General features: G+C 65.9%; 13 protein-coding genes. 7 read left to right on the top strand and 6 right to left on the bottom strand.

The features are described 5' to 3' along the window. Positions 1-66 precede the first annotated feature (66 nt). From gcvT to RT456_RS11740, 4 genes are all read left to right on the top strand, one after another. The gene (gcvT, locus tag RT456_RS11725; RefSeq protein ID WP_313346713.1) at positions 67-1,179 is read left to right on the top strand and encodes a glycine cleavage system aminomethyltransferase GcvT; all 1,113 of its coding nucleotides are present in this window, start codon (positions 67-69) and stop codon (positions 1,177-1,179) included. A gap of 96 nt (positions 1,180-1,275) precedes the next feature. Then, positions 1,276-1,671 (top strand): glycine cleavage system protein GcvH, encoded by a 396-nt coding sequence (gene gcvH, locus RT456_RS11730; RefSeq protein WP_313346716.1) that lies wholly within the window; start codon positions 1,276-1,278, stop codon positions 1,669-1,671. Between the two features lie 128 nt (positions 1,672-1,799). After that, positions 1,800-1,994 (top strand): hypothetical protein, encoded by a 195-nt coding sequence (locus tag RT456_RS11735; RefSeq protein ID WP_313346719.1) that lies wholly within the window; start codon positions 1,800-1,802, stop codon positions 1,992-1,994. A gap of 581 nt (positions 1,995-2,575) precedes the next feature. Then, positions 2,576-3,127, top strand: coding sequence for a hypothetical protein (locus RT456_RS11740; protein WP_313346722.1), 552 nt, complete (start codon positions 2,576-2,578; stop codon positions 3,125-3,127). 274 nt (positions 3,128-3,401) lie between these two features. On the opposite strand, the gene RT456_RS11745 is transcribed toward RT456_RS11740, so the two are convergent. Continuing rightward, entirely contained in the window at positions 3,402-4,799 is a 1,398-nt protein-coding gene (locus RT456_RS11745) for a serine hydrolase domain-containing protein (RefSeq protein WP_313346725.1), read from the bottom strand. Between the two features lie 154 nt (positions 4,800-4,953). Further along, on the bottom strand, positions 4,954-6,546 hold the full coding sequence (locus RT456_RS11750; RefSeq protein WP_313346727.1) for a choline dehydrogenase: 1,593 nt from the start codon (positions 6,544-6,546) through the stop codon (positions 4,954-4,956). A 175-nt stretch (positions 6,547-6,721) separates the two neighbouring features. Here RT456_RS11750 and RT456_RS11755 point away from each other — a divergent pair, with 175 nt between their 5' ends. Together RT456_RS11755 and RT456_RS11760 are read left to right on the top strand one after the other, a co-directional pair. Then, positions 6,722-8,059: an MFS transporter gene (locus tag RT456_RS11755; protein ID WP_313346730.1), complete on the top strand. Its 1,338-nt coding sequence runs from the start codon at positions 6,722-6,724 to the stop codon at positions 8,057-8,059. 29 nt (positions 8,060-8,088) lie between these two features. Beyond that, positions 8,089-8,445 carry a DUF1304 domain-containing protein gene (locus tag RT456_RS11760; protein ID WP_313346736.1) on the top strand — a complete coding sequence of 119 codons (357 nt, stop codon included), beginning with the start codon at positions 8,089-8,091 and terminating at the stop codon, positions 8,443-8,445. A gap of 674 nt (positions 8,446-9,119) precedes the next feature. Here the strand turns inward: RT456_RS11760 and RT456_RS11765 are convergent. The 3 genes from RT456_RS11765 to RT456_RS11775 all read right to left on the bottom strand — a co-directional run bounded on the left by RT456_RS11765 (position 9,120) and on the right by RT456_RS11775 (position 13,052). Continuing rightward, positions 9,120-9,593, bottom strand: coding sequence for a hotdog fold domain-containing protein (locus RT456_RS11765; protein WP_313346739.1), 474 nt, complete (start codon positions 9,591-9,593; stop codon positions 9,120-9,122). A 64-nt stretch (positions 9,594-9,657) separates the two neighbouring features. After that, positions 9,658-12,135 carry an acyl-CoA dehydrogenase gene (locus tag RT456_RS11770; RefSeq protein WP_313346742.1) on the bottom strand — a complete coding sequence of 826 codons (2,478 nt, stop codon included), beginning with the start codon at positions 12,133-12,135 and terminating at the stop codon, positions 9,658-9,660. Then, positions 12,132-13,052: an alpha/beta hydrolase gene (locus RT456_RS11775; RefSeq protein WP_313346745.1), complete on the bottom strand. Its 921-nt coding sequence runs from the start codon at positions 13,050-13,052 to the stop codon at positions 12,132-12,134. Before RT456_RS11775 ends, RT456_RS11770 begins: the two co-directional genes overlap by 4 nt. 156 nt (positions 13,053-13,208) lie before the next feature. Here RT456_RS11775 and RT456_RS11780 point away from each other — a divergent pair, with 156 nt between their 5' ends. After that, the gene (locus RT456_RS11780; protein ID WP_313346748.1) at positions 13,209-13,811 is read left to right on the top strand and encodes a TetR/AcrR family transcriptional regulator; all 603 of its coding nucleotides are present in this window, start codon (positions 13,209-13,211) and stop codon (positions 13,809-13,811) included. A 144-nt stretch (positions 13,812-13,955) separates the two neighbouring features. On the opposite strand, the gene RT456_RS11785 is transcribed toward RT456_RS11780, so the two are convergent. Then, positions 13,956-16,787: a TonB-dependent receptor gene (locus RT456_RS11785; protein ID WP_313346751.1), complete on the bottom strand. Its 2,832-nt coding sequence runs from the start codon at positions 16,785-16,787 to the stop codon at positions 13,956-13,958. Between the last annotated feature and the right edge of the window lie 157 nt (positions 16,788-16,944).

The raw sequence follows: 16,944 nt of genomic DNA on the forward strand, positions 1-16,944 counted from the left end.
CGCAGGCGTTGATGGGGCGCTTCTGGGATAATCGCGATCTTGCTTTCAATCCCCCGGAATCCGGTCATGACGCAGAAGACGCTTCTCAACGATACCCACCGCGCGCTCGGCGCCAAGATGGTCGATTTCGGCGGTTGGGACATGCCCATCCACTACGGCTCGCAGCTCGACGAACACCATCTGGTGCGCGCCGGTGCCGGCATGTTCGACGTCAGCCACATGACCGTGGTCGACCTGCGTGGTGCGCAGGTGAGGCCATTCCTGCGCCGCCTGCTGGCCAATTCGGTGGACAAGCTCAAGGTGCCGGGCAAGGCGCTCTACTCGTGCATGCTCAACACCGGCGGCGGGGTCATCGACGACCTGATCGTCTATTACCTGGCCGATGACTTCTTCCGCATGGTGGTCAATGCGTCCACCCGTGAGAAGGACCTTGCCTGGATCCGCGAGCAGGCCGCCGCGTTCGACGTGCAGGTCACCGAGCGCGAAGACCTGGCGATCATCGCGGTGCAGGGCCCGGATGCGCGCGAGCGCGTGATCGGTCTGGTCGGCGAGGGTGACCGTGCGACGCTGCAGACGCTGGGCCGGTTCGCCGCGGTCGACGCCACCGGTGCAGCGGGCGAGGCCCTGTTCGTGGCGCGCACCGGCTACACCGGCGAAGACGGCTTCGAAATCCTGGTCGCCCAGGACAACGTGGTGGCGTTCTGGAACGCGCTGGCGGCCGCCGGGGTGAAGCCGGCGGGGCTGGGTGCGCGCGATACGCTGCGCCTGGAAGCCGGCATGAACCTGTATGGCCAGGACATGGACGAAACCATCAGCCCGTACGAGGCCGCGCTGGCCTGGACGGTGGCACTGGATGACGGCCGCGACTTCATCGGTCGCGACGTGCTGGAGGCGCAGAAGGCGGCCGGCACCGCGCGTCAGATGATCGGCCTGGTCATGGACGAGAAGGGCGTGCTGCGGCACGGCCAGGTCGTGCTGACCGCAGGCGGTGAGGGCGAGATCCTCTCCGGCACCTTCTCGCCGACACTGGGCAAGGGCATTGCGTTCGCGCGCGTCCCGGCCGGCGAGCTGGGCGAGGTCCGCGTGGACATTCGTGGCCGGCACGTCCCGGTGCGCGTGGTGAAGTTCCCGTTCGTGCGCGAAGGCCAGGCCCAACCCGGCGTGCTGGTCGACGGCTGAGTGCGGCAGTTCCCGGCGCGGCCTGTCAGCGGTCCGCACCGGTTGGTTACACTATCCCCGTTTTCTTGACCCCCTGAAATTCTTCGGAGCAGTCCCATGAGCGAGATCCCCGGCGACCTCAAATTCCTCAAGTCCCACGAGTGGGCGCGCGTTGAAGGCAACGGCCGCGTCACCATCGGCATTTCCGACCACGCCCAGGGCCTGCTCGGCGACCTGGTCTATGTCGAGCTGCCGGACGTCGGTGCCGAAGCCAAGGCGGGCGAGCAGATCGCCGTCGTGGAATCGGTCAAGGCGGCCTCGGACGTGTACAGCCCGGTGTCGGGTACTGTGGTCGAGGTCAACACCTCGCTGGCCGACAAGCCGGAAACCATCAACGAAGACGCCTACGGCGATGGCTGGATCTGTGTGATCGAGTTGTCGGCCAAGGAAGAGTTGAACGACCTGCTGGCACCGGACGACTACGCCGACGTGCTGGAAGACGACGACCACTGATCGTCGTCGTCCCGACGAAGACGGCCGCCACGTGCGGCCGTTTTTTTTTGCGCGCGCGCCGGCGGCGTTAGTGGTACGTGATGATCAACGCGGCGCGCGGCAGCGTTCGGCCAGGTGCACCCACGCTCATGACGATCGGTTGGATCTCGACGTGGTCGCCTCATGAGCGTGGAACGGACGCCGACAAGGTCGACGCGAAGGCATCGCTGCATCCACTCGAGGGTGCCCGAAGGCGATCAACGCGGTCGGAAGAGGTGGTCGTGGACCGGGAAAAGTTTGCGCAGTTGCGCGAATCCGGCGTCAAAAAACGCGCCGGCGTGTGAAAAGTTTTGCAGTCTGTTTAGCGCCCGCTCGGGTGGTCGCGGCGGGCGCACGCGCGCACCGCGAAGGTGCCGGCCGTTGCGCGCGTGGTTTGCAGGAGCGTTACACCAAAGTGCTTCTTTTAAGTGCTTTTCTTTTCAACGTTGTGGCCTTGGTGGCGATGCGGGTGTTCGCCGAAGGGCGGTCGCGGTGGCGTGCGGGAGGTCGGCGAGGGCGTTCGAGGCGGTGCGCGACCGAGCTCCGGCGTGAAAATTTTTCGCCGGGGTTGTTGACAGTGAAAAAAAGCGTGATTAGGTTTCGCCCAGCAGACCTTTCCTGCGAGCAGAGTGAGCAGAATCGACATCAAGTCGCGAAGCACAACCTGGACATCCACCTCGCGTCCGATGACGGTGGAGATGGCTTCGCTTCCTTCGGCGAACCGCACCCCCCTTTCTGATTCGACACCTGCCCGATCGGTCGCGGCAGGTGTCCCCGTATCCGTCACGACGCGCACGACGCGACGGCGGTCCCCGCGCAGCACCATTGGCGGGTTTGCTTTACCTGGGCGTTTCAACTCCATAGATCACTGACGAGGAGCCATCCCATGGCAACTAAGAAAGCTGCGAAGAAAAAGCCGGCCGCCAAGAAGGCCGTGAAGAAGGTCGCCAAGAAGGCGGCTGCCAAGAAGGCCGTGAAGAAGGTCGCCAAGAAGGCGGCGGCCAAGAAGACGGTAAAGAAGGCAGCCAAGAAGGCGACTGCCCGCAAGGCAGTAAAGAAGACGGCAAAGAAGGCGGTCCGCAAGGTCGCCAAGAAGGCCGCCGCCAAGAAGACCGCGAAGAAGGCAGTGAAGAAGACGGCGAAGAAGGCAGTCCGCAAGGTTGCCAAGAAGGCCGCCGCCAAGAAGACCGCCAAGAAGGCCGTCCGCAAGGTAGCCAAGAAGGCGGCTGCCAAGAAGACTGCCAAGAAGACCGCCAAAAAGGCTGTCCGCAAGGTAGCCAAGAAGGCCACCGCCAAGAAGGCCACCGCGCGCAAGCCGGCAGCCAAGAAGGGCTCGGCCAAGAAGGCAGTGAAGAAGGTCGCCAAGCGCAAGCCGGCGGTCCGCAAGAAGAAGGCTGCACCGGTCGCCCTGCCGGCAACCCCGGCACCGCTGATCTGATCCATTCCCGATAGCCGTACCTGAAACCCCCTTCCCGGCAGCCCAGCGGGAGGGGGTTTTTTTTTTGCCAGCAGAAAAAAGTCCCTCCCGCGAGGGATCAACGAATGTTGATCCCGACATGTAGCGCCGGCCGCTGGCCGGCCCAGGCGGTGTCGGGAGCCGGCCAGCGGCCGGCACTACCCTGGTTCAGACGATGCGCCGGCCAGCCGCCGGCACTACCAGACGAAAAAGGCGGCCATTGGCCGCCTCGTTCTTTTCATACGTCCAACGTCGCTTACCTCGGCGACGCCACCGCGCGATCTGACGACACACCCTTGCGCTTGCCCGGGCCCGGGCTGCTGTCTTCGGTCATCAGGTTGTCGCTGCCGAAGTCGGTGTCCACGTCCAGCCAGCGCTGGCTCGGCAGGCCCATCGCCGCGTCCAGCACGGTCGGGAGCAGGCCGCTGGGCAGGCTGCTTTCGCCGTTCCACATGATCGCGATGCCGAGGTCGCGTTCCGGGATCAGGGCGACCAGGCCGCGATAGCCCTGCACCGCGCCGGCATGGAAGATCACTTCATGCCCGGCGTAGTCGAAGTTGCGCCAGCCCAGCGCGTAGCCGGCCGAATTCAAGCGTTCGCGGCGCCAGCCCGAACGCATCTCGCCGGGCGTGTTGATCAGGGTCGAATGCAGCGTGGCCAGCAGCGGCGCGGGCAACACGTCGGGGCGGTGGCCGGTGTGGGCCAGCAGCCACTGCGCCATGTCGCTGGCACTGGCGTTGACGCCGGCCGCGGGGGCGAGGCGGTAGTACGTCGGCTTGGGAGACAGCGATACCCAGCCGTTGCGGCTGCGTACGTGCGGACGCGCCCAGCGCGAACTGGCCTGGATGCCGGCCAGGCCCAGGCTTGCATCGTCCATGCCCAGCGGCTTGAACAGACGGCGCTCGACCGACTGCTCGTAGAAGCTGCCGGAGGCGGCGTAAACCACGTCGCCGATCAAGCTGAAGGCCACGTTCTGATACGCGTAGCAATCGCCCGGCTGGCACTTGAGCGAGGTCGAGGCCAGCTTGTGGGTGAGCGTGTAGTACTCGGCGTTGGCCTCCACATCGCGGTCGTAGGCGTTGTACGGCAGGCCGACGCGATGGCTGAGCAGGTCGGCGACGGTCAGCCGCTCGGTCGCCTCCGGCGAGCTGAGCTGGAAGCCCGGCACGTAGTCGGTGACCTTGCTGTCCCAGCGCAGGGTGCCATCGTTGACCAGCAGGCCGGCCATGGTGCCGGCGAACGCCTTGGACAGCGATGCCAGGCGGAACACGGTGTGCGCGTCGACCATCTGCGGGTTGTTGACGTCGGTGACGCCGTAGCCGCGCGCGCTGAGCACGCGGCCGCCCTGCACGATCGCCACGGCCATGCCCGGCACGCGCTCGCCATAGGTGAGCTGCTGGGCCATCGATTCGATCGCGGCGACGTTGAAGCCGGGCGCCGGCGGCAGCACCTTCGGGTTGGCCACCGTGGCGCGATAGGCGGCCGGCTGGGTGTGCGGCACGTTGGCCGCGGCGCTGTTCTCGATGTTGACGGGGAACGCGGCCGGCGCGGCACTGGACGTCTGTGCGGTGGAAGACATTGCGATGGGCATCAGCATGCCCAGCAACCCGGTTGCCGCCGAACGGATCGGTCGGCGCCTGCTGTTCTGTTTCATCGTGTGGGGCCCGTGCGCAACTGCTGTGACCGATTCTAGCGCTGCTTTTCCTGATTGCACAAACGAAGCGAAGATGAATGCGTATCGCATTGAAAAGGCCCGGTTTTTGCATCGAATGGGAGGGGCTCGAGCCAGCGTCGCGGCGCAGCCCTGTTCAGGTTGGCGTGGCGGCCGCACGGATCCAGTGCGCGGCCCGCTCGGCCAGCATCAGGGTGGGCGCGTTGGTGTTGCCGCTGACCAGCTGCGGCATCACCGAGGCATCCACCACGCGCAGCCGGCGCAACCCGTGCACGCGCAGGTGGGGATCGACCACGGCGTCGGCATGGGTGCCCATCGCGCAGGTGCCCACCGGGTGGTAGATGGTCTCGGCCTTGGCCCGGATGAAGGCGGCCATCGCGGCACCGTCCAGGTCATCGCGGTCCGGGAAGATCGGCGCGCCCCGCCAGCGGTCGAACGCCGGTTGGCGCAGGATCTCGCGCGACATGCGCACGCAGGCCTTCAACATCGCCATGTCGTGGCCGTCGGCGTCGCCCAGGTAGTTGGCCTCGATCCGCGGCGGCGACGCCGGGTCGGCATCGCGCAGGTGGATGCGTCCCCGGCTGCGCGGATGCAGCGCGCAGGCGTGCAGGGTGTAGCCATCGCCAGGCAGGCGGTGGCGGCCGTGGTCATCGAGCATGGCCGGGACGAAGTGGAACTGCACGTCCGCGCGGGCATCGGGCGCCAGCGGCGAGCGCGCGAAGCCGCCGGCCTCGGCGATGTTGCTGGTGCCCGCGCCGCGCCGTCCGCGCAGGAAATAGTCGAAGGCGATGCGCGCCTGATTGCTGCGGTCGTAGCTGACCCCGGGCTGGGTGTGCACCAGGGTGCAGATGTCCAGGTGGTCCTGCAGGTTGCCGCCGACCCCGGGCAGGTCTACGCGCGGGGTGATGCCGTGGCTGCGCAGGCGCCGTGCCGGGCCGATGCCGGACAGCATCAGCAGGTGCGGGGAGTGGATGGCACCGGCGCTGAGGATCACTTCGGTGCTGGCGCTGGCATGCCGATGTGCACCGGCATGGCGGAAGTAGATGCCGCTGGCGGTGTCGCCCTGGAAGGTCAGCATGCGCGCGTGGGCGCCGGTCAACACGGTGAGGTTGCGCCGTCGGCGCGCCGGGCGCAGGTAGGCGGTGGCGCTGGAGCAGCGGGCGCCGTCACGCTGGGTGACCTGGTACAGGCCCACGCCGAGCTGCTGCGCGCCGTTGAAGTCGTCATTGCGCGGGTGGCCGGCCTGTACGGCTGCGTCCAGGAATGCGTCGGAGAGGGGGTTGTGGTGGCGAAGGTCGGACACCGACAGCGGTCCGGCATCGCCGTGCAGCGCGCTGGCACCGCGGCTGTTGGCCTCGCAGTGCAAGAACCACGGCAGGACCTGCGCCCAGTCCCAACCGAGGGCGCCGTCCGCTGCCCAGGCGTCGTAGTCGGCCGGCACGCCGCGGACGTAGCACATTGCGTTGATCGAGCTGGAGCCGCCCAGCACCTTGCCGCGCGGCCACCACAGCCGCCGTCCGTCCAGCGCCGGTTCGGGTTCGGTGTACAGGTTCCAGTTGATGCGCCGGTTGTTGACCAGCCGGGCCAGCCCGGCCGGCATGTGGATGAACGGGTTGCGGTCGCGGGGGCCGGCTTCGAGCAGCAGGACGCGGCACTGCGGATCCTCGCTGAGCCGGTTGGCCAGCACGCAGCCGGCCGAGCCTGCGCCGACGATGATGTAGTCGTACATGTCCGTTCCCCAACGGTGATGCCACGAGCATAAGCCAGCGCGCGGCACTGCGTTGCACGGGTGCGCACGCCGACCACTGGCGATGTTGCGGTGCATCGTTTACCTTGCGCGCTTTGCTGCCCGGAATCCCCACGATGCTGCCGTTGCGACGCCGCCTGCGCGGGACCCGCGTGCAATGACCGCCCCGGTGCCTTCCCCGTCCGCGCGCCCGGGCCTGCGCGCGTCGCTGCGCCAGTCGCCGCCGCTGCTCTGGGCCAGCGTGTACTTCTTCTGCCTGCTCAGTGGCTACTACGTGCTGCGGCCGGTGCGTGAGGCGATGGCGGCCTCGGCCGACCTGCAGACGGTGTTCCCGGCGTCGTTGATCGGCTGGTTCTCCGCCCACGGCATCGCGCTGCAGGACTTCGTGCTGCAGTTCCTGTTCACCTGTGTGTTCGCGATCATGCTGGTGCTGCAGCCGCTGTACGGGGCGCTGGTGAGCCGCTACCCACGCCGGGTGTTCCTGCCGGTGGTCTACGGCTTCTTCATTGTCACGCTGCTGGGCTTCTACGCGCTGTTCGACAGCGGGGTGCCGGGGCGAGGCATGCTGTTCTTCTTCTGGATCACGGTCTTCAACCTGTTCGCGGTGGCGGTGTTCTGGAGCTTCATGGCCGATGTGTTCTCCAATACCCAGGCACGGGCCTTCTACGGTTATATCGGGGCGGCGGGCACGATCGGGGCGTTCCTCGGCCCAACGTTGACGTCGACGCTGGTGCAGCGGGTGGGCATCGCCAACCTGATGCTGGTATCGGCCGGGTTCCTGAGTGTGTGCCTGCTATGCATCTGGCGGCTGCGGTTGTGGGCGGTGGCGCGCGAGCGTGAGGAAAGCCGGGTCTCGGGCGAGACCCCGATGGGCGGCGGGGTGCTGGATGGGCTGAAGCTGATCGCACGCGAGCCGCTGCTGCGCTGGCTGGCGGTAATGGTGGTGTTCGGGGTGGGCATCGGCACGCTGCTGTACAACGAGCAGGCGTCCATCGTGCGCAGGCTGTACACGGACCCGGCGGCCAGTACGGCATTCTTCTCGCGTGTGGACCTGGCGGTCAATGCGCTGACGCTGGTGCTGCAGCTGGGGCTGACCCGCTGGCTGCTGTCGCGTTACGGAATCGCGCCGGCGCTGCTGATTCCGGGCTTTGCGATCATCGTCGGTTTTTCGGTGCTGGCGGCGTCGCCGCTGCCGTTGATGGTGGCGATGGTGCAGGTGATGACGCGCGCCAGCGAGTTCTCGCTGGCCAAGCCGGCACGCGAGACGATCTACACGCGTGTGGACCGGCAGTGGCGCTACAAGGCCGGTGCGGCGATCGACACGGTGGTGTACCGCGGTGCGGACCTGACCTTCGCCTGGGTGCACAAGGGGCTGTCGCTGTTCGGGTCGCACGCGGTGTTCGCGGGCGGGTTGGCGGTGGCGGGGATCATGACCGCGGCGGCGTTCCGGGTGCTGCGCGAAGAAAAGAAGCTGCCGGCCGAGCGGCCGGAGTAAGCTCTCTTCATCTTGTTCGAGGGTTGCGCATGTACTGGACCGCACTGATCCTGACCCTGGTGGTCGCGTTGTTGCACGTGTACTTCCTGGTGCTGGAAATGTTCCTGTGGACGCGTCCGCTGGGCCTGAAGACGTTCCGCAACACGCCGGAGAAGGCGGAGCTCACACGGGTGCTGGCGGCCAACCAGGGGCTGTACAACGGCTTCCTGGCCGCCGGTCTGTTCTGGGGCCTGTTCGACCACCTGCCCATGCTGGTGAACTTCATGCTCGGCTGCGTGATCGTGGCCGGCTGCTATGGCGCGTACAGCGTCAACAAGCGGATCTTCTTCATCCAGGCCGTGCCTGCGATCCTGGCCGTTGTTGCGTGGCAGTTCGTGCCGGCCTGACAGCTCGGGTTGTATGACAGCTCGGGTTGCATGACGTCCGGTAGAGCCGGGCGTTGCCCGGCTGCTTCATGCATTTGGGCGAACAGCCCAGGTCTGCGAACGTGCTCGCGCTGGGCCGGCGGGTGCGGGTTTGCGGGACACGCCGTGAATCCGTCCATGGGGTAGAAAACTTGCTCGTGTACGCAATCCTGCGTACACGGCAAGGCCTGGGTTGGGCGTCCTGCCCAACCCGCCCGGCGCATGCGCCGTGCCCATGTTTTCTACAGTCCCGCAAACCCACCCCCGCCGACCCTTTGACGGTTGGCGGGTGGCCTATGGAGATCAACGGCGACGGCGGTTTCCGTTTTTTTAGGCGTCGCCATGCGATCGGCATCGCGGGCGGTTGTTTGGGAAGCAACCCTACCGGGGACGCGTGCGCGAGCATGCGTGCATGCTGCCGGGGTCGCGGTGGGCTCGGCGTCCCTCGTAGAGACACGCCATGCGTGTCTGCACTTCGTTCGCGGACCCTGCTGGGGGAAGAGCCCTCTTCTTGTTGAAGGGGGCGCGCCAACGGCGCGGGGATGAGGTGGAATGCGCGGATATCGCGGGCCGAAGGCACGGGATATCCCGGAGCGGGGCTGCCCGACGGCCGCCCCAGCTCGTATGAATTGAAACGCTGCCCTTCGCGTGGAGCCTCAAGACTTCTTGACCGGCGACACCCACATATCAATCCGCGCGTCGAACACCGCAGTGCCCGAGGTGTCGCGGATCTGCACGTTGACCGGCAACGCGTAGCCTGCCTCGGCCGCGACGATCGGCTGCGCAGGCGTAGCCACCGCGTGCTGCGGGCCGGTGGCCTTGGCCAGGTACTTCACTTCCATGCCCTTGGGGATCCAGCGCATGCCTTTGGGCAGCGAGGCATCCACCATGAGGCCCGCCGTGAGTTCGGCCAGGTTGCACAGCGCGATCGCGTGCACCGTGCCGATGTGGTTGGTGACCTTGCGCCGGTGCGCGATGCGGCCCTCGCAGCGACCGGGTTCGAGCACGGTAATGCGCGGCGCGATGCTGGCGAAGTACGGGGCCTTGAAGCAGACCGCACGTGAGAAGAGCCATTGGCCGGCCGGCCAGCGCTGCATGCGGTGGTACAGGTTCAACAGGGGAGCGGCCATGGATGTGTCTCCTCAAAAAAAACGGCGGACCGAAGTCCGCCGTATGGGGTGCGTCGATGCGGAATTACGCCGCTTCGGACTGCACGTCCTTCTGTTCGCGGTCGTAGTACCCGGCCGAGCGCAGTTCCTTCGGGTCGAAGTCGTCCACCGTGATCGTTTCCAGGGTGATGGCACGCAGCTCTTCGAGCAGGGTGCGTTCGTCCTGGGTGATCACGCCTTCGGCCACGGCTTCGTCCAGCTGCGTGACGAAGTCCAGCGCCTCGATGCCCTTGGTCTTGAGCGCCTTGATGAACTTGCGCTCCACCGGCTCGGCCATGATCGCCTTGGACAGGTAGCTGTTGATGCGACCGCCCGGGTTGTTCTCGCACGGGGTCAGGAACACGCCACTGGCCAGACGGTCGCGGGCTTCGTTCGGGGCCATCAGCAGCGCCGCCACACGGTGGCCCAGGCGGTCGCCCGGCGCTTCGGCACGGCGGCCGAACGGGAAGATCAGCAGCCACATCAGCCAGCCGATCGGACGGATCGGGAAGTTGCGCAGCGCTGCAGACAGCGACTCTTCGATCTTGTGCACGCTGTCATGGAAGGCCCAGGCCAGCAGCGGCTGGTCGGCCGTCGGTGCGCCTTCGTCGTGGTAACGCTTGAGCATGGCGCTGGTCATGTAGATGTGGCTCAGCACGTCGCCCAGGCGGCCGGACAGCGATTCCTTGAACTTCAGCTTGCCGCCCAGCGTCATCATCGAGATGTCGGCCATCAGCGCCAGGTTGGCCGAGTAGCGGTCCAGCTTGCGGAAGTAGCGGCGCGTGTAGGCATCGCCCGGAGCGGCGCCGAAACGGGCACCGGTCAGGCCGAACCAGAACGAACGTACGGCGTTGGAGATGCCGAAGCGGATGTGGCCGAACAGGCTGCGGTCGAATTCCTGCAGGCCGGCACGGGTGTCCGGATCCTGCGCGGCCTTCATTTCCTTCAGCACCCACGGGTGGCACAGGATCGCACCCTGGCCGAAGATCAGCAGGCTGCGGGTCATGATGTTGGCGCCCTCGACCGTGATCGCGATCGGTGCGGCCTGCCAGCTGCGGCCGGCGAAGTTGCGCGGCCCCAGGATGATGCCCTTGCCGCCGATCACGTCCATCACGTCCGAGATCACCTCACGGCTCATGCTGGTGCAGTGGTACTTGGCGATGGCGGAGGGCACCGACGGCACGTCGCCGCGATCCACGGCAGCGGCCGTGGCCTGGCACAGCGCGCTGATCGCATAGGCCTTGCCGCCGATGCGGGCCAGCGCTTCTTCCACGCCCTCGAAGCGGCCGACCGACAGGCCGAACTGCTTGCGGATGCGTGCGTAGGCACCGGTCACCACCGCGCCGGCCTTGGCACCGCCGCTGGCGGTGGAGGGCAGGGTGATGGAGCGGCCCACGGCCAGGCACTCGTTGAGCATGTTCCAGCCCTTGCCGGCCTTCTCGGCGCCGCCGATCAGCTGGGTCAGCGGGATGAAGACATCCTTGCCGCGGATCGGGCCGTTCTGGAAGGTCGAGTTGAGCGGGAAATGGCGACGGCCGATTTCCACGCCGGCGGTATCACGCGGCAGCAGGGCCAGGGTGATGCCGATGTCGCGGGTGGTACCAATCAGGCCATCCGGGTCGTACATGCGGAAGGCCAGGCCGATCAGCGTGGCCACCGGGGCCAGCGTGATGTAGCGCTTGTCGAAGGTGAGCTTGACGCCCAGCACCTGCTCGCCGTTCCACTCGCCCTTGCAGACGATGCCGTAATCGGGAATGGAGGTGGCATCCGAGCCGGCGAACGGGCCGGTCAGGCCGAAGCAGGGCACTTCACGGCCATCGGCCAGGCGCGGCAGGTACTGGTCCTTCTGCGCCTGGGTGCCGTAGTGGTTGAGCAGTTCACCCGGCCCGAGCGAGTTGGGCACGCCGACGGTGGAGCTCACCACGCTCGACACCGACGCCAGCTTCTGGATCACCTTGTGGTGGGCCAGCGCGCTGAAGCCAAGGCCGCCGTATTCCTTCGGGATGATCATGCCGAAGAACTTGTTCTTCTTGATGAAGCTCCACAGTTCCGGCGGCAGGTCGGCGTAGACGTGGGTGATCTCCCAGTCGTTCACCATGCGGCACAGCTCTTCCACCGGGCCATCGAGGAAGGCCTGTTCTTCGGCGGTGAGCTGCGGCTTGGGGTAGCTGAGCAGGATGTTCCAGTCCGGGTCACCGGTGAACAGTTCGCCTTCGAAACCGACCGAGCCGGTTTCCAGCGCGATGCGCTCGGTCTGCGACAGCGGCGGCAGCACCTTGCGGAACACCTTCATCATCGGCGCGGTCAGCAGCGGCTTGCGGATGAACGGCAGCAGCAGCGGAACGGCGATGACGGCGACGATGGCGGCGGCCACGATCGTTGCGGTCTGGTTGATGTAGGGAATGAACCAGCAGGCCGCCAGCAGCACGAGGCTGGTGAGCGTCCAGGTGATCAGCCGCATCCGATGGTAGGCGACGACTGCGCCTGCCAGCAGGATGGCGAGGAAGGGGACGACAATGCTCATGAGCGTGCTCCGGTGACGTGCTCGGTTGTGGCGGACTGTGCCACGGCGGAGGCCGAGGGCAACACGTCCAGATAGTCCAACACAGTAGCGGTAAAGGCGTTGTTGTCGTCGCCGGCGACCATATGCGTGGCCTCCGGCAACTGCACGTGGCGTGCGTGCGGCACCAACGCCAGGAACTCGGCCACCGTCTGCGGGGTGACCAGGGTGCTGCGCCCGCCGCTGACCAGCAGCACCGGACATTTCACCTGGCGCGCCGCGTCGGCGAGCGCATCCTGGTGGTGTTCACTGTCGCGCGCCAGTTCGGCGACCAGGCGCGGGTCCCAATGCCAGCGCCAGCGTCCCTGACCGTCCTCGCGCAGCAGGGCGCGCAGCGAATCATCGGACTTGCGTGGACGATGCGGCATATAGGCGGAAATCACGTCGGCCGCCTGCGACAGCGAGGCGAATCCGTCCGGATGGGCGGTCATGAACATCAGGATGCGTTCGACCCCGGCCGTGTCCCAGCGGGGGGTGATGTCGACCAGCACCATCGCCGAGAACAGCCCCGGCCAGCGTGCCTCGGCGAGGAGGCCGAACAGCCCGCCCATCGATGCTGCCACCAGAATGGGCGGCTGCGGCTGTTCGCCGGCCAGCACGATCAGGTCGTCGGCGAATTGTTCGCCGTGGTAGGGCAGGTCCGCCGCGTTCCAGTCGGAATCGCCGTGACCGCGCGCGTCGTAGGCCAGCGTTTCATAGCCGGCCCTGGCCAGCGACTCTGCAGTGGCGGTCCATGCATGACGGGTCTGGCCAAAGCCGTGCGCGAACAGCACGGTACCGCGACGACCGGGGCCCGAACAGGTGGCGGCCAGCACGGCCTCGTGAGCGGCGGTCAGCCTCTCGTCGGTGGTGGCGGGCAGGGAGGGGGTCGGGGTTACCATACTTGCTAGTATGGACCTGGCTTTTGGCATGTCAATACTCTCTAGTATGGTTCGGGTGGTGGGGCAGCCACGCAGGGCGTGGCTCTACAGGGTCTGGGGTCCCATGGGCGCGCAATTCCATACAAACCGACCCCGGCGTATGGTTAAATCATGACCATGAATGAACCTGACGCTTCCGCCGGCGAGCCACGTGCCGGCCGCAACAGCCGCCTGAGCGCGGAAGACTGGGCCCAGGCCGCCCTGGACCTCATCGCTGAACAAGGCGTCGGTGCGGTGGCGGTGGAGCCGCTGGCCCGCCGCCTCGGCGTGACCAAGGGCAGTTTCTACTGGCATTTCCCCTCGCGCGATGCGTTGCTGCAGGCCGCGCTGGAGCGTTGGGAGCTGTTCGAACAGGAACAGGTGTTCGGCAGCCTGGAAGACGTACCGGACCCGCGTGCGCGCCTGCGCCAGCTGTTCCAGGTGGTGGCCCATGAAGTGCAGCCGCACATCATCTACAGCGAACTGCTGAAGGCGCTGGATCACCCGATGGTGCGCCCGGTCATCGACCGCGTCTCGCACCGCCGCCTGGAGTACCTGGTGGCATCGTTCCGCCAGGCCGGGTTGAGCCGTACCGATGCGCAGCATCGCGCGCGTCTGGCGTACGCCGCCTATGTGGGCTTTCTGCAGTTGTCGCTGCAGCTGCAGCAGCCCAAGCCGGCGCGCGAGGACTTCGAGGCGTATGTGGAGCACGTGATCGAGACGTTGATTCCGATCGGTTGAGGTATCGCCGACCACCATGCAGACGAGAAACGGCCCGCGAGGGCCGTTTTTTTCGTCGCGGTGCTCGGAGCACTGCCTGCCGCACAAACAACAACGGCCCCTTGCGGGGCCGTTGTCGTCCAACACTACACGGTTACAGCCAGATCAGAACTTCTGGTTGTAGCGCATGTAGAGGAAGCGACCCGGGATTTCATACTGCGGGTCGAAGCTGTTGGCAAACGTGGTGAACGACTTCGGCGGATCGCGGTCGAAGGCGTTGTTGACACCCACGGTGATGCGGGCGTTCCACGGCGACTGCCAGTAGGCGCTCAGATCGGTATACGTGACGCTGGAGATCTTGCGCTGCGGATCCGGTTCACCCTTCAGGCCAATATGATCGGCGTCCGAGCACAGCAGAGCGAAGTTGGCGCCACCGAAAGCGGTGCCGGTGCAGTCTTCGTTCTGACGCGAGTAGTAACGTGCCGATGCGGTCGCACCGAAGTCACCCAGCTGCCAGGCAACCAGCAGGTTGGAACGCACACGCCAGTAGTTGTCGCGGCTCAGGTAGTTGCCGACGCGGTTGTAGCCTTCGGTCACCGGATCTTCGATGGTGTACTTCGAGGTGTACGCGGTATCCAGCACGAAGCTGAAGCTGCCGTAGGTGGTATCCGGCAGGCGGTAACCCAGGGTCACGTCCCAGCCTTCCACTTCCATCGTACCGACGTTGCTCGGCACGGCCAGCAGGTTCGAGATCTGGCCGGTGCTATCACGCTCGATCAGGTCGCACTGCGAAGCCACGCCCTGGTCATAGCAGGAGTCCAGCGTCTGCTGGGCGGTCTGCGCGTAGATGGCACCTTCGATCTTGATGTTCCACCAGTCAACCGAAACGTCCAGGCCCGGTGCGAAGCTCGGGCTGTAGACGAAGCCCAGGGTCTTGGAGGTCGAGGTTTCCGGCCCGAGATTCGGATTGCCACCGGTGGTGGTACGGATCTGCGAGTTGGACTGGTTGTACGCCGGCACGCCTGCGCAGCTGGCCGGCGGGGTGTTGGCGTTGCCCGTCTGGACGCCGGCGCAGGGATCGGCCACGTCTTCGAAGGTGTCGCTGATGCCCGAGTACAGTTCGCTGATGGTCGGAGCGCGGAAGCCCTCGGACCAGTTACCACGGATCATCAGGTCGTTGATCGGCTTCCAGCGGAAACCGAACTTGCTGTTGGTCGTGTTGCCGAAGTTGCTGTAATCAGAGAAGCGGGTCGCCACGCTGAAGTCCAGCAGCTGCGCGCCGGTCACGCCGGACAGCAGCGGGATTGCCAGTTCGAGGTACGCTTCGTCCAGCTTGTAGCTGCCGTCGGTCGCAGTACGCGCATTGCCGGTGGTGTCGCCGGAGTTGATCAGGGCGTCCGGGCCGTCAAAGCCGGACTCTTCACGGTGTTCGGCACCCAGCGAGAAGGCGAACGCGCCGCCCGGCAGGTCGAACAGCTCGCCACCGATGCTGCCGTAATAGGTCTTCTGCTCGTAGCCGTAGACGTCATGCGCGGTGAAACCGGCGTAATCGATCATTTCCGGGGTCAGCGAGCCGGCGCCGCTCAGCATGTTCATCGGCACGCAGCCGTCGACCGTGTTGGCTGCGGTGCCGCAACGTGCCACGCCGCCAGCATCGATGAACGACGGGCCCAGGGCGTTACGCAGCGCGGAGATGTTGAAGAAGCCAGTGGTGACGTCGGTCTGGTCGTTCTTGCCGTAGAACATACCGGTTTCCCAGTTCCAGAACCGGCTGCCGACTTCGAAGTCACCTTCGAACGCACCGTTGAACGCGTAGGTCTTCACGTTCTGCTTGTAGATACGACCGCCAGTCTCGTTTGCACGGTACTGGATGTAGTCGATATCACGGCCGGTGTTGTTGTAGATGTTGTCGGCGTCGATGACGATATTGGCGCCGTTGGTGCCCGGTGCGGCGCGACCCAGCACGATCGGCATGGCCGCCAGGATCTGCTCGGACTCACGCTCGTTGTAGGTCACCGTGGTCTTGAAGCGCACGTTGTCGGTGATGTTCAGACCGGCGTCGGCGAAGATCGAGGTGCGTTCCTGCGGGGTGATCAGCAGGTTGCCCGGCGCGTGGTTGAAGCTGTCGGCCTGGGTGTAGTTACGGAAGGTGCTGCCACCGTTGCCGGTGATGAAGTAGCCTTCCGTGCCATTCGGACGCGCAGCGCCGAAGCGCGGCGAACCGTCGGGGTTGGTGCCGACCTGCTGGTAGAAGCCGAAGCGGCCTTCCGGGGTGGTGGAGCTGTTGCCCGTGTACGGCACTGCGCCGTAGACCGGCACGGAGGAGATGGCACGGTCGCCCGCCCACACGGCCTCTTCCTTCACGTAGCCGACACCCAGGGTGGCGTGCCACTTGTCACCGGCCGAGCCGATGGTGAAGTCATAGGCTTCACGCGAACCGTCGCCCTTGTCGTACTGACCAAAGTAGGCGTTGGCTTCGGCGCCGTCGAAGTTCTGGCGCAGGATGATGTTGACCACGCCGGCGATGGCGTCCGAACCGTAGATGGTCGAGGCGCCGTCCTTCAGGACTTCCACGCGCTCAACAGCGGCCGACGGAATGGTGTTCAGGTCGACTGCGCCACCCAGGCCGGTACCACCGACCCAACGACGACCGTTGACCAGCACCAGGGTGCGGCTGGAACCCAGGTTGCGCAGGTTCACGCGGGTTTCGCCGTTGCCGCCGTTGTTGTAGGTGCTGTTCAGCGTCGAGCCGCTGGTGGCGATGTTCTGGATGATGTCGCCGATCGAGGTCTGGCCCTGGGCTTGGATCTGCTCGCGGCTCATGGTGAAGACCGGCTGCGAGGACTCCAGGTCAGCGCGCTTGATGCGCGAACCGGTGACTTCGATCTTGTCCAGGGTCTGGGTGTTGTCCTGTGCGAAGGCGGCGCCGCTGCTGCCAGCGGTGACCACCAGCGCGAACGCGATGGCGTCGCGCAGCTTGTTTGTCCTGCAATTCATTGGCTCTCTCTCTCCAAGGGGACTTGGGTGCTACGTGGTATTGGATGGGCTTCGACGCGGAGGCGAAAGGCGACTCCAAATCGTGAAGCTGACTCGATAGTAACCACGTCGTCAGAGAAATTAAAGACCCGTTAATACTTCATGTGTTTTGGGTGAA

The organism is Stenotrophomonas sp. (assembly GCF_032099025.1).
Classification (GTDB): Bacteria; Pseudomonadota; Gammaproteobacteria; order Xanthomonadales; family Xanthomonadaceae; genus Stenotrophomonas.

Coding starts and splice junctions, on each gene's coding strand:
- RT456_RS11750 (WP_313346727.1), bottom strand. CDS start 6,546: ATGTACGACTACATCATCGTCGGCGCAGGCTCGGCCGGCTGCGTGCTG.
- gcvH (WP_313346716.1), top strand. CDS start 1,276: ATGAGCGAGATCCCCGGCGACCTCAAATTCCTCAAGTCCCACGAGTGG.
- RT456_RS11735 (WP_313346719.1), top strand. CDS start 1,800: ATGACGATCGGTTGGATCTCGACGTGGTCGCCTCATGAGCGTGGAACG.
- gcvT (WP_313346713.1), top strand. CDS start 67: ATGACGCAGAAGACGCTTCTCAACGATACCCACCGCGCGCTCGGCGCC.
- RT456_RS11775 (WP_313346745.1), bottom strand. CDS start 13,052: ATGGTAACCCCGACCCCCTCCCTGCCCGCCACCACCGACGAGAGGCTG.
- RT456_RS11755 (WP_313346730.1), top strand. CDS start 6,722: ATGACCGCCCCGGTGCCTTCCCCGTCCGCGCGCCCGGGCCTGCGCGCG.
- RT456_RS11760 (WP_313346736.1), top strand. CDS start 8,089: ATGTACTGGACCGCACTGATCCTGACCCTGGTGGTCGCGTTGTTGCAC.
- RT456_RS11780 (WP_313346748.1), top strand. CDS start 13,209: ATGAATGAACCTGACGCTTCCGCCGGCGAGCCACGTGCCGGCCGCAAC.
- RT456_RS11745 (WP_313346725.1), bottom strand. CDS start 4,799: ATGAAACAGAACAGCAGGCGCCGACCGATCCGTTCGGCGGCAACCGGG.
- RT456_RS11765 (WP_313346739.1), bottom strand. CDS start 9,593: ATGGCCGCTCCCCTGTTGAACCTGTACCACCGCATGCAGCGCTGGCCG.
- RT456_RS11785 (WP_313346751.1), bottom strand. CDS start 16,787: ATGAATTGCAGGACAAACAAGCTGCGCGACGCCATCGCGTTCGCGCTG.
- RT456_RS11740 (WP_313346722.1), top strand. CDS start 2,576: ATGGCAACTAAGAAAGCTGCGAAGAAAAAGCCGGCCGCCAAGAAGGCC.
- RT456_RS11770 (WP_313346742.1), bottom strand. CDS start 12,135: ATGAGCATTGTCGTCCCCTTCCTCGCCATCCTGCTGGCAGGCGCAGTC.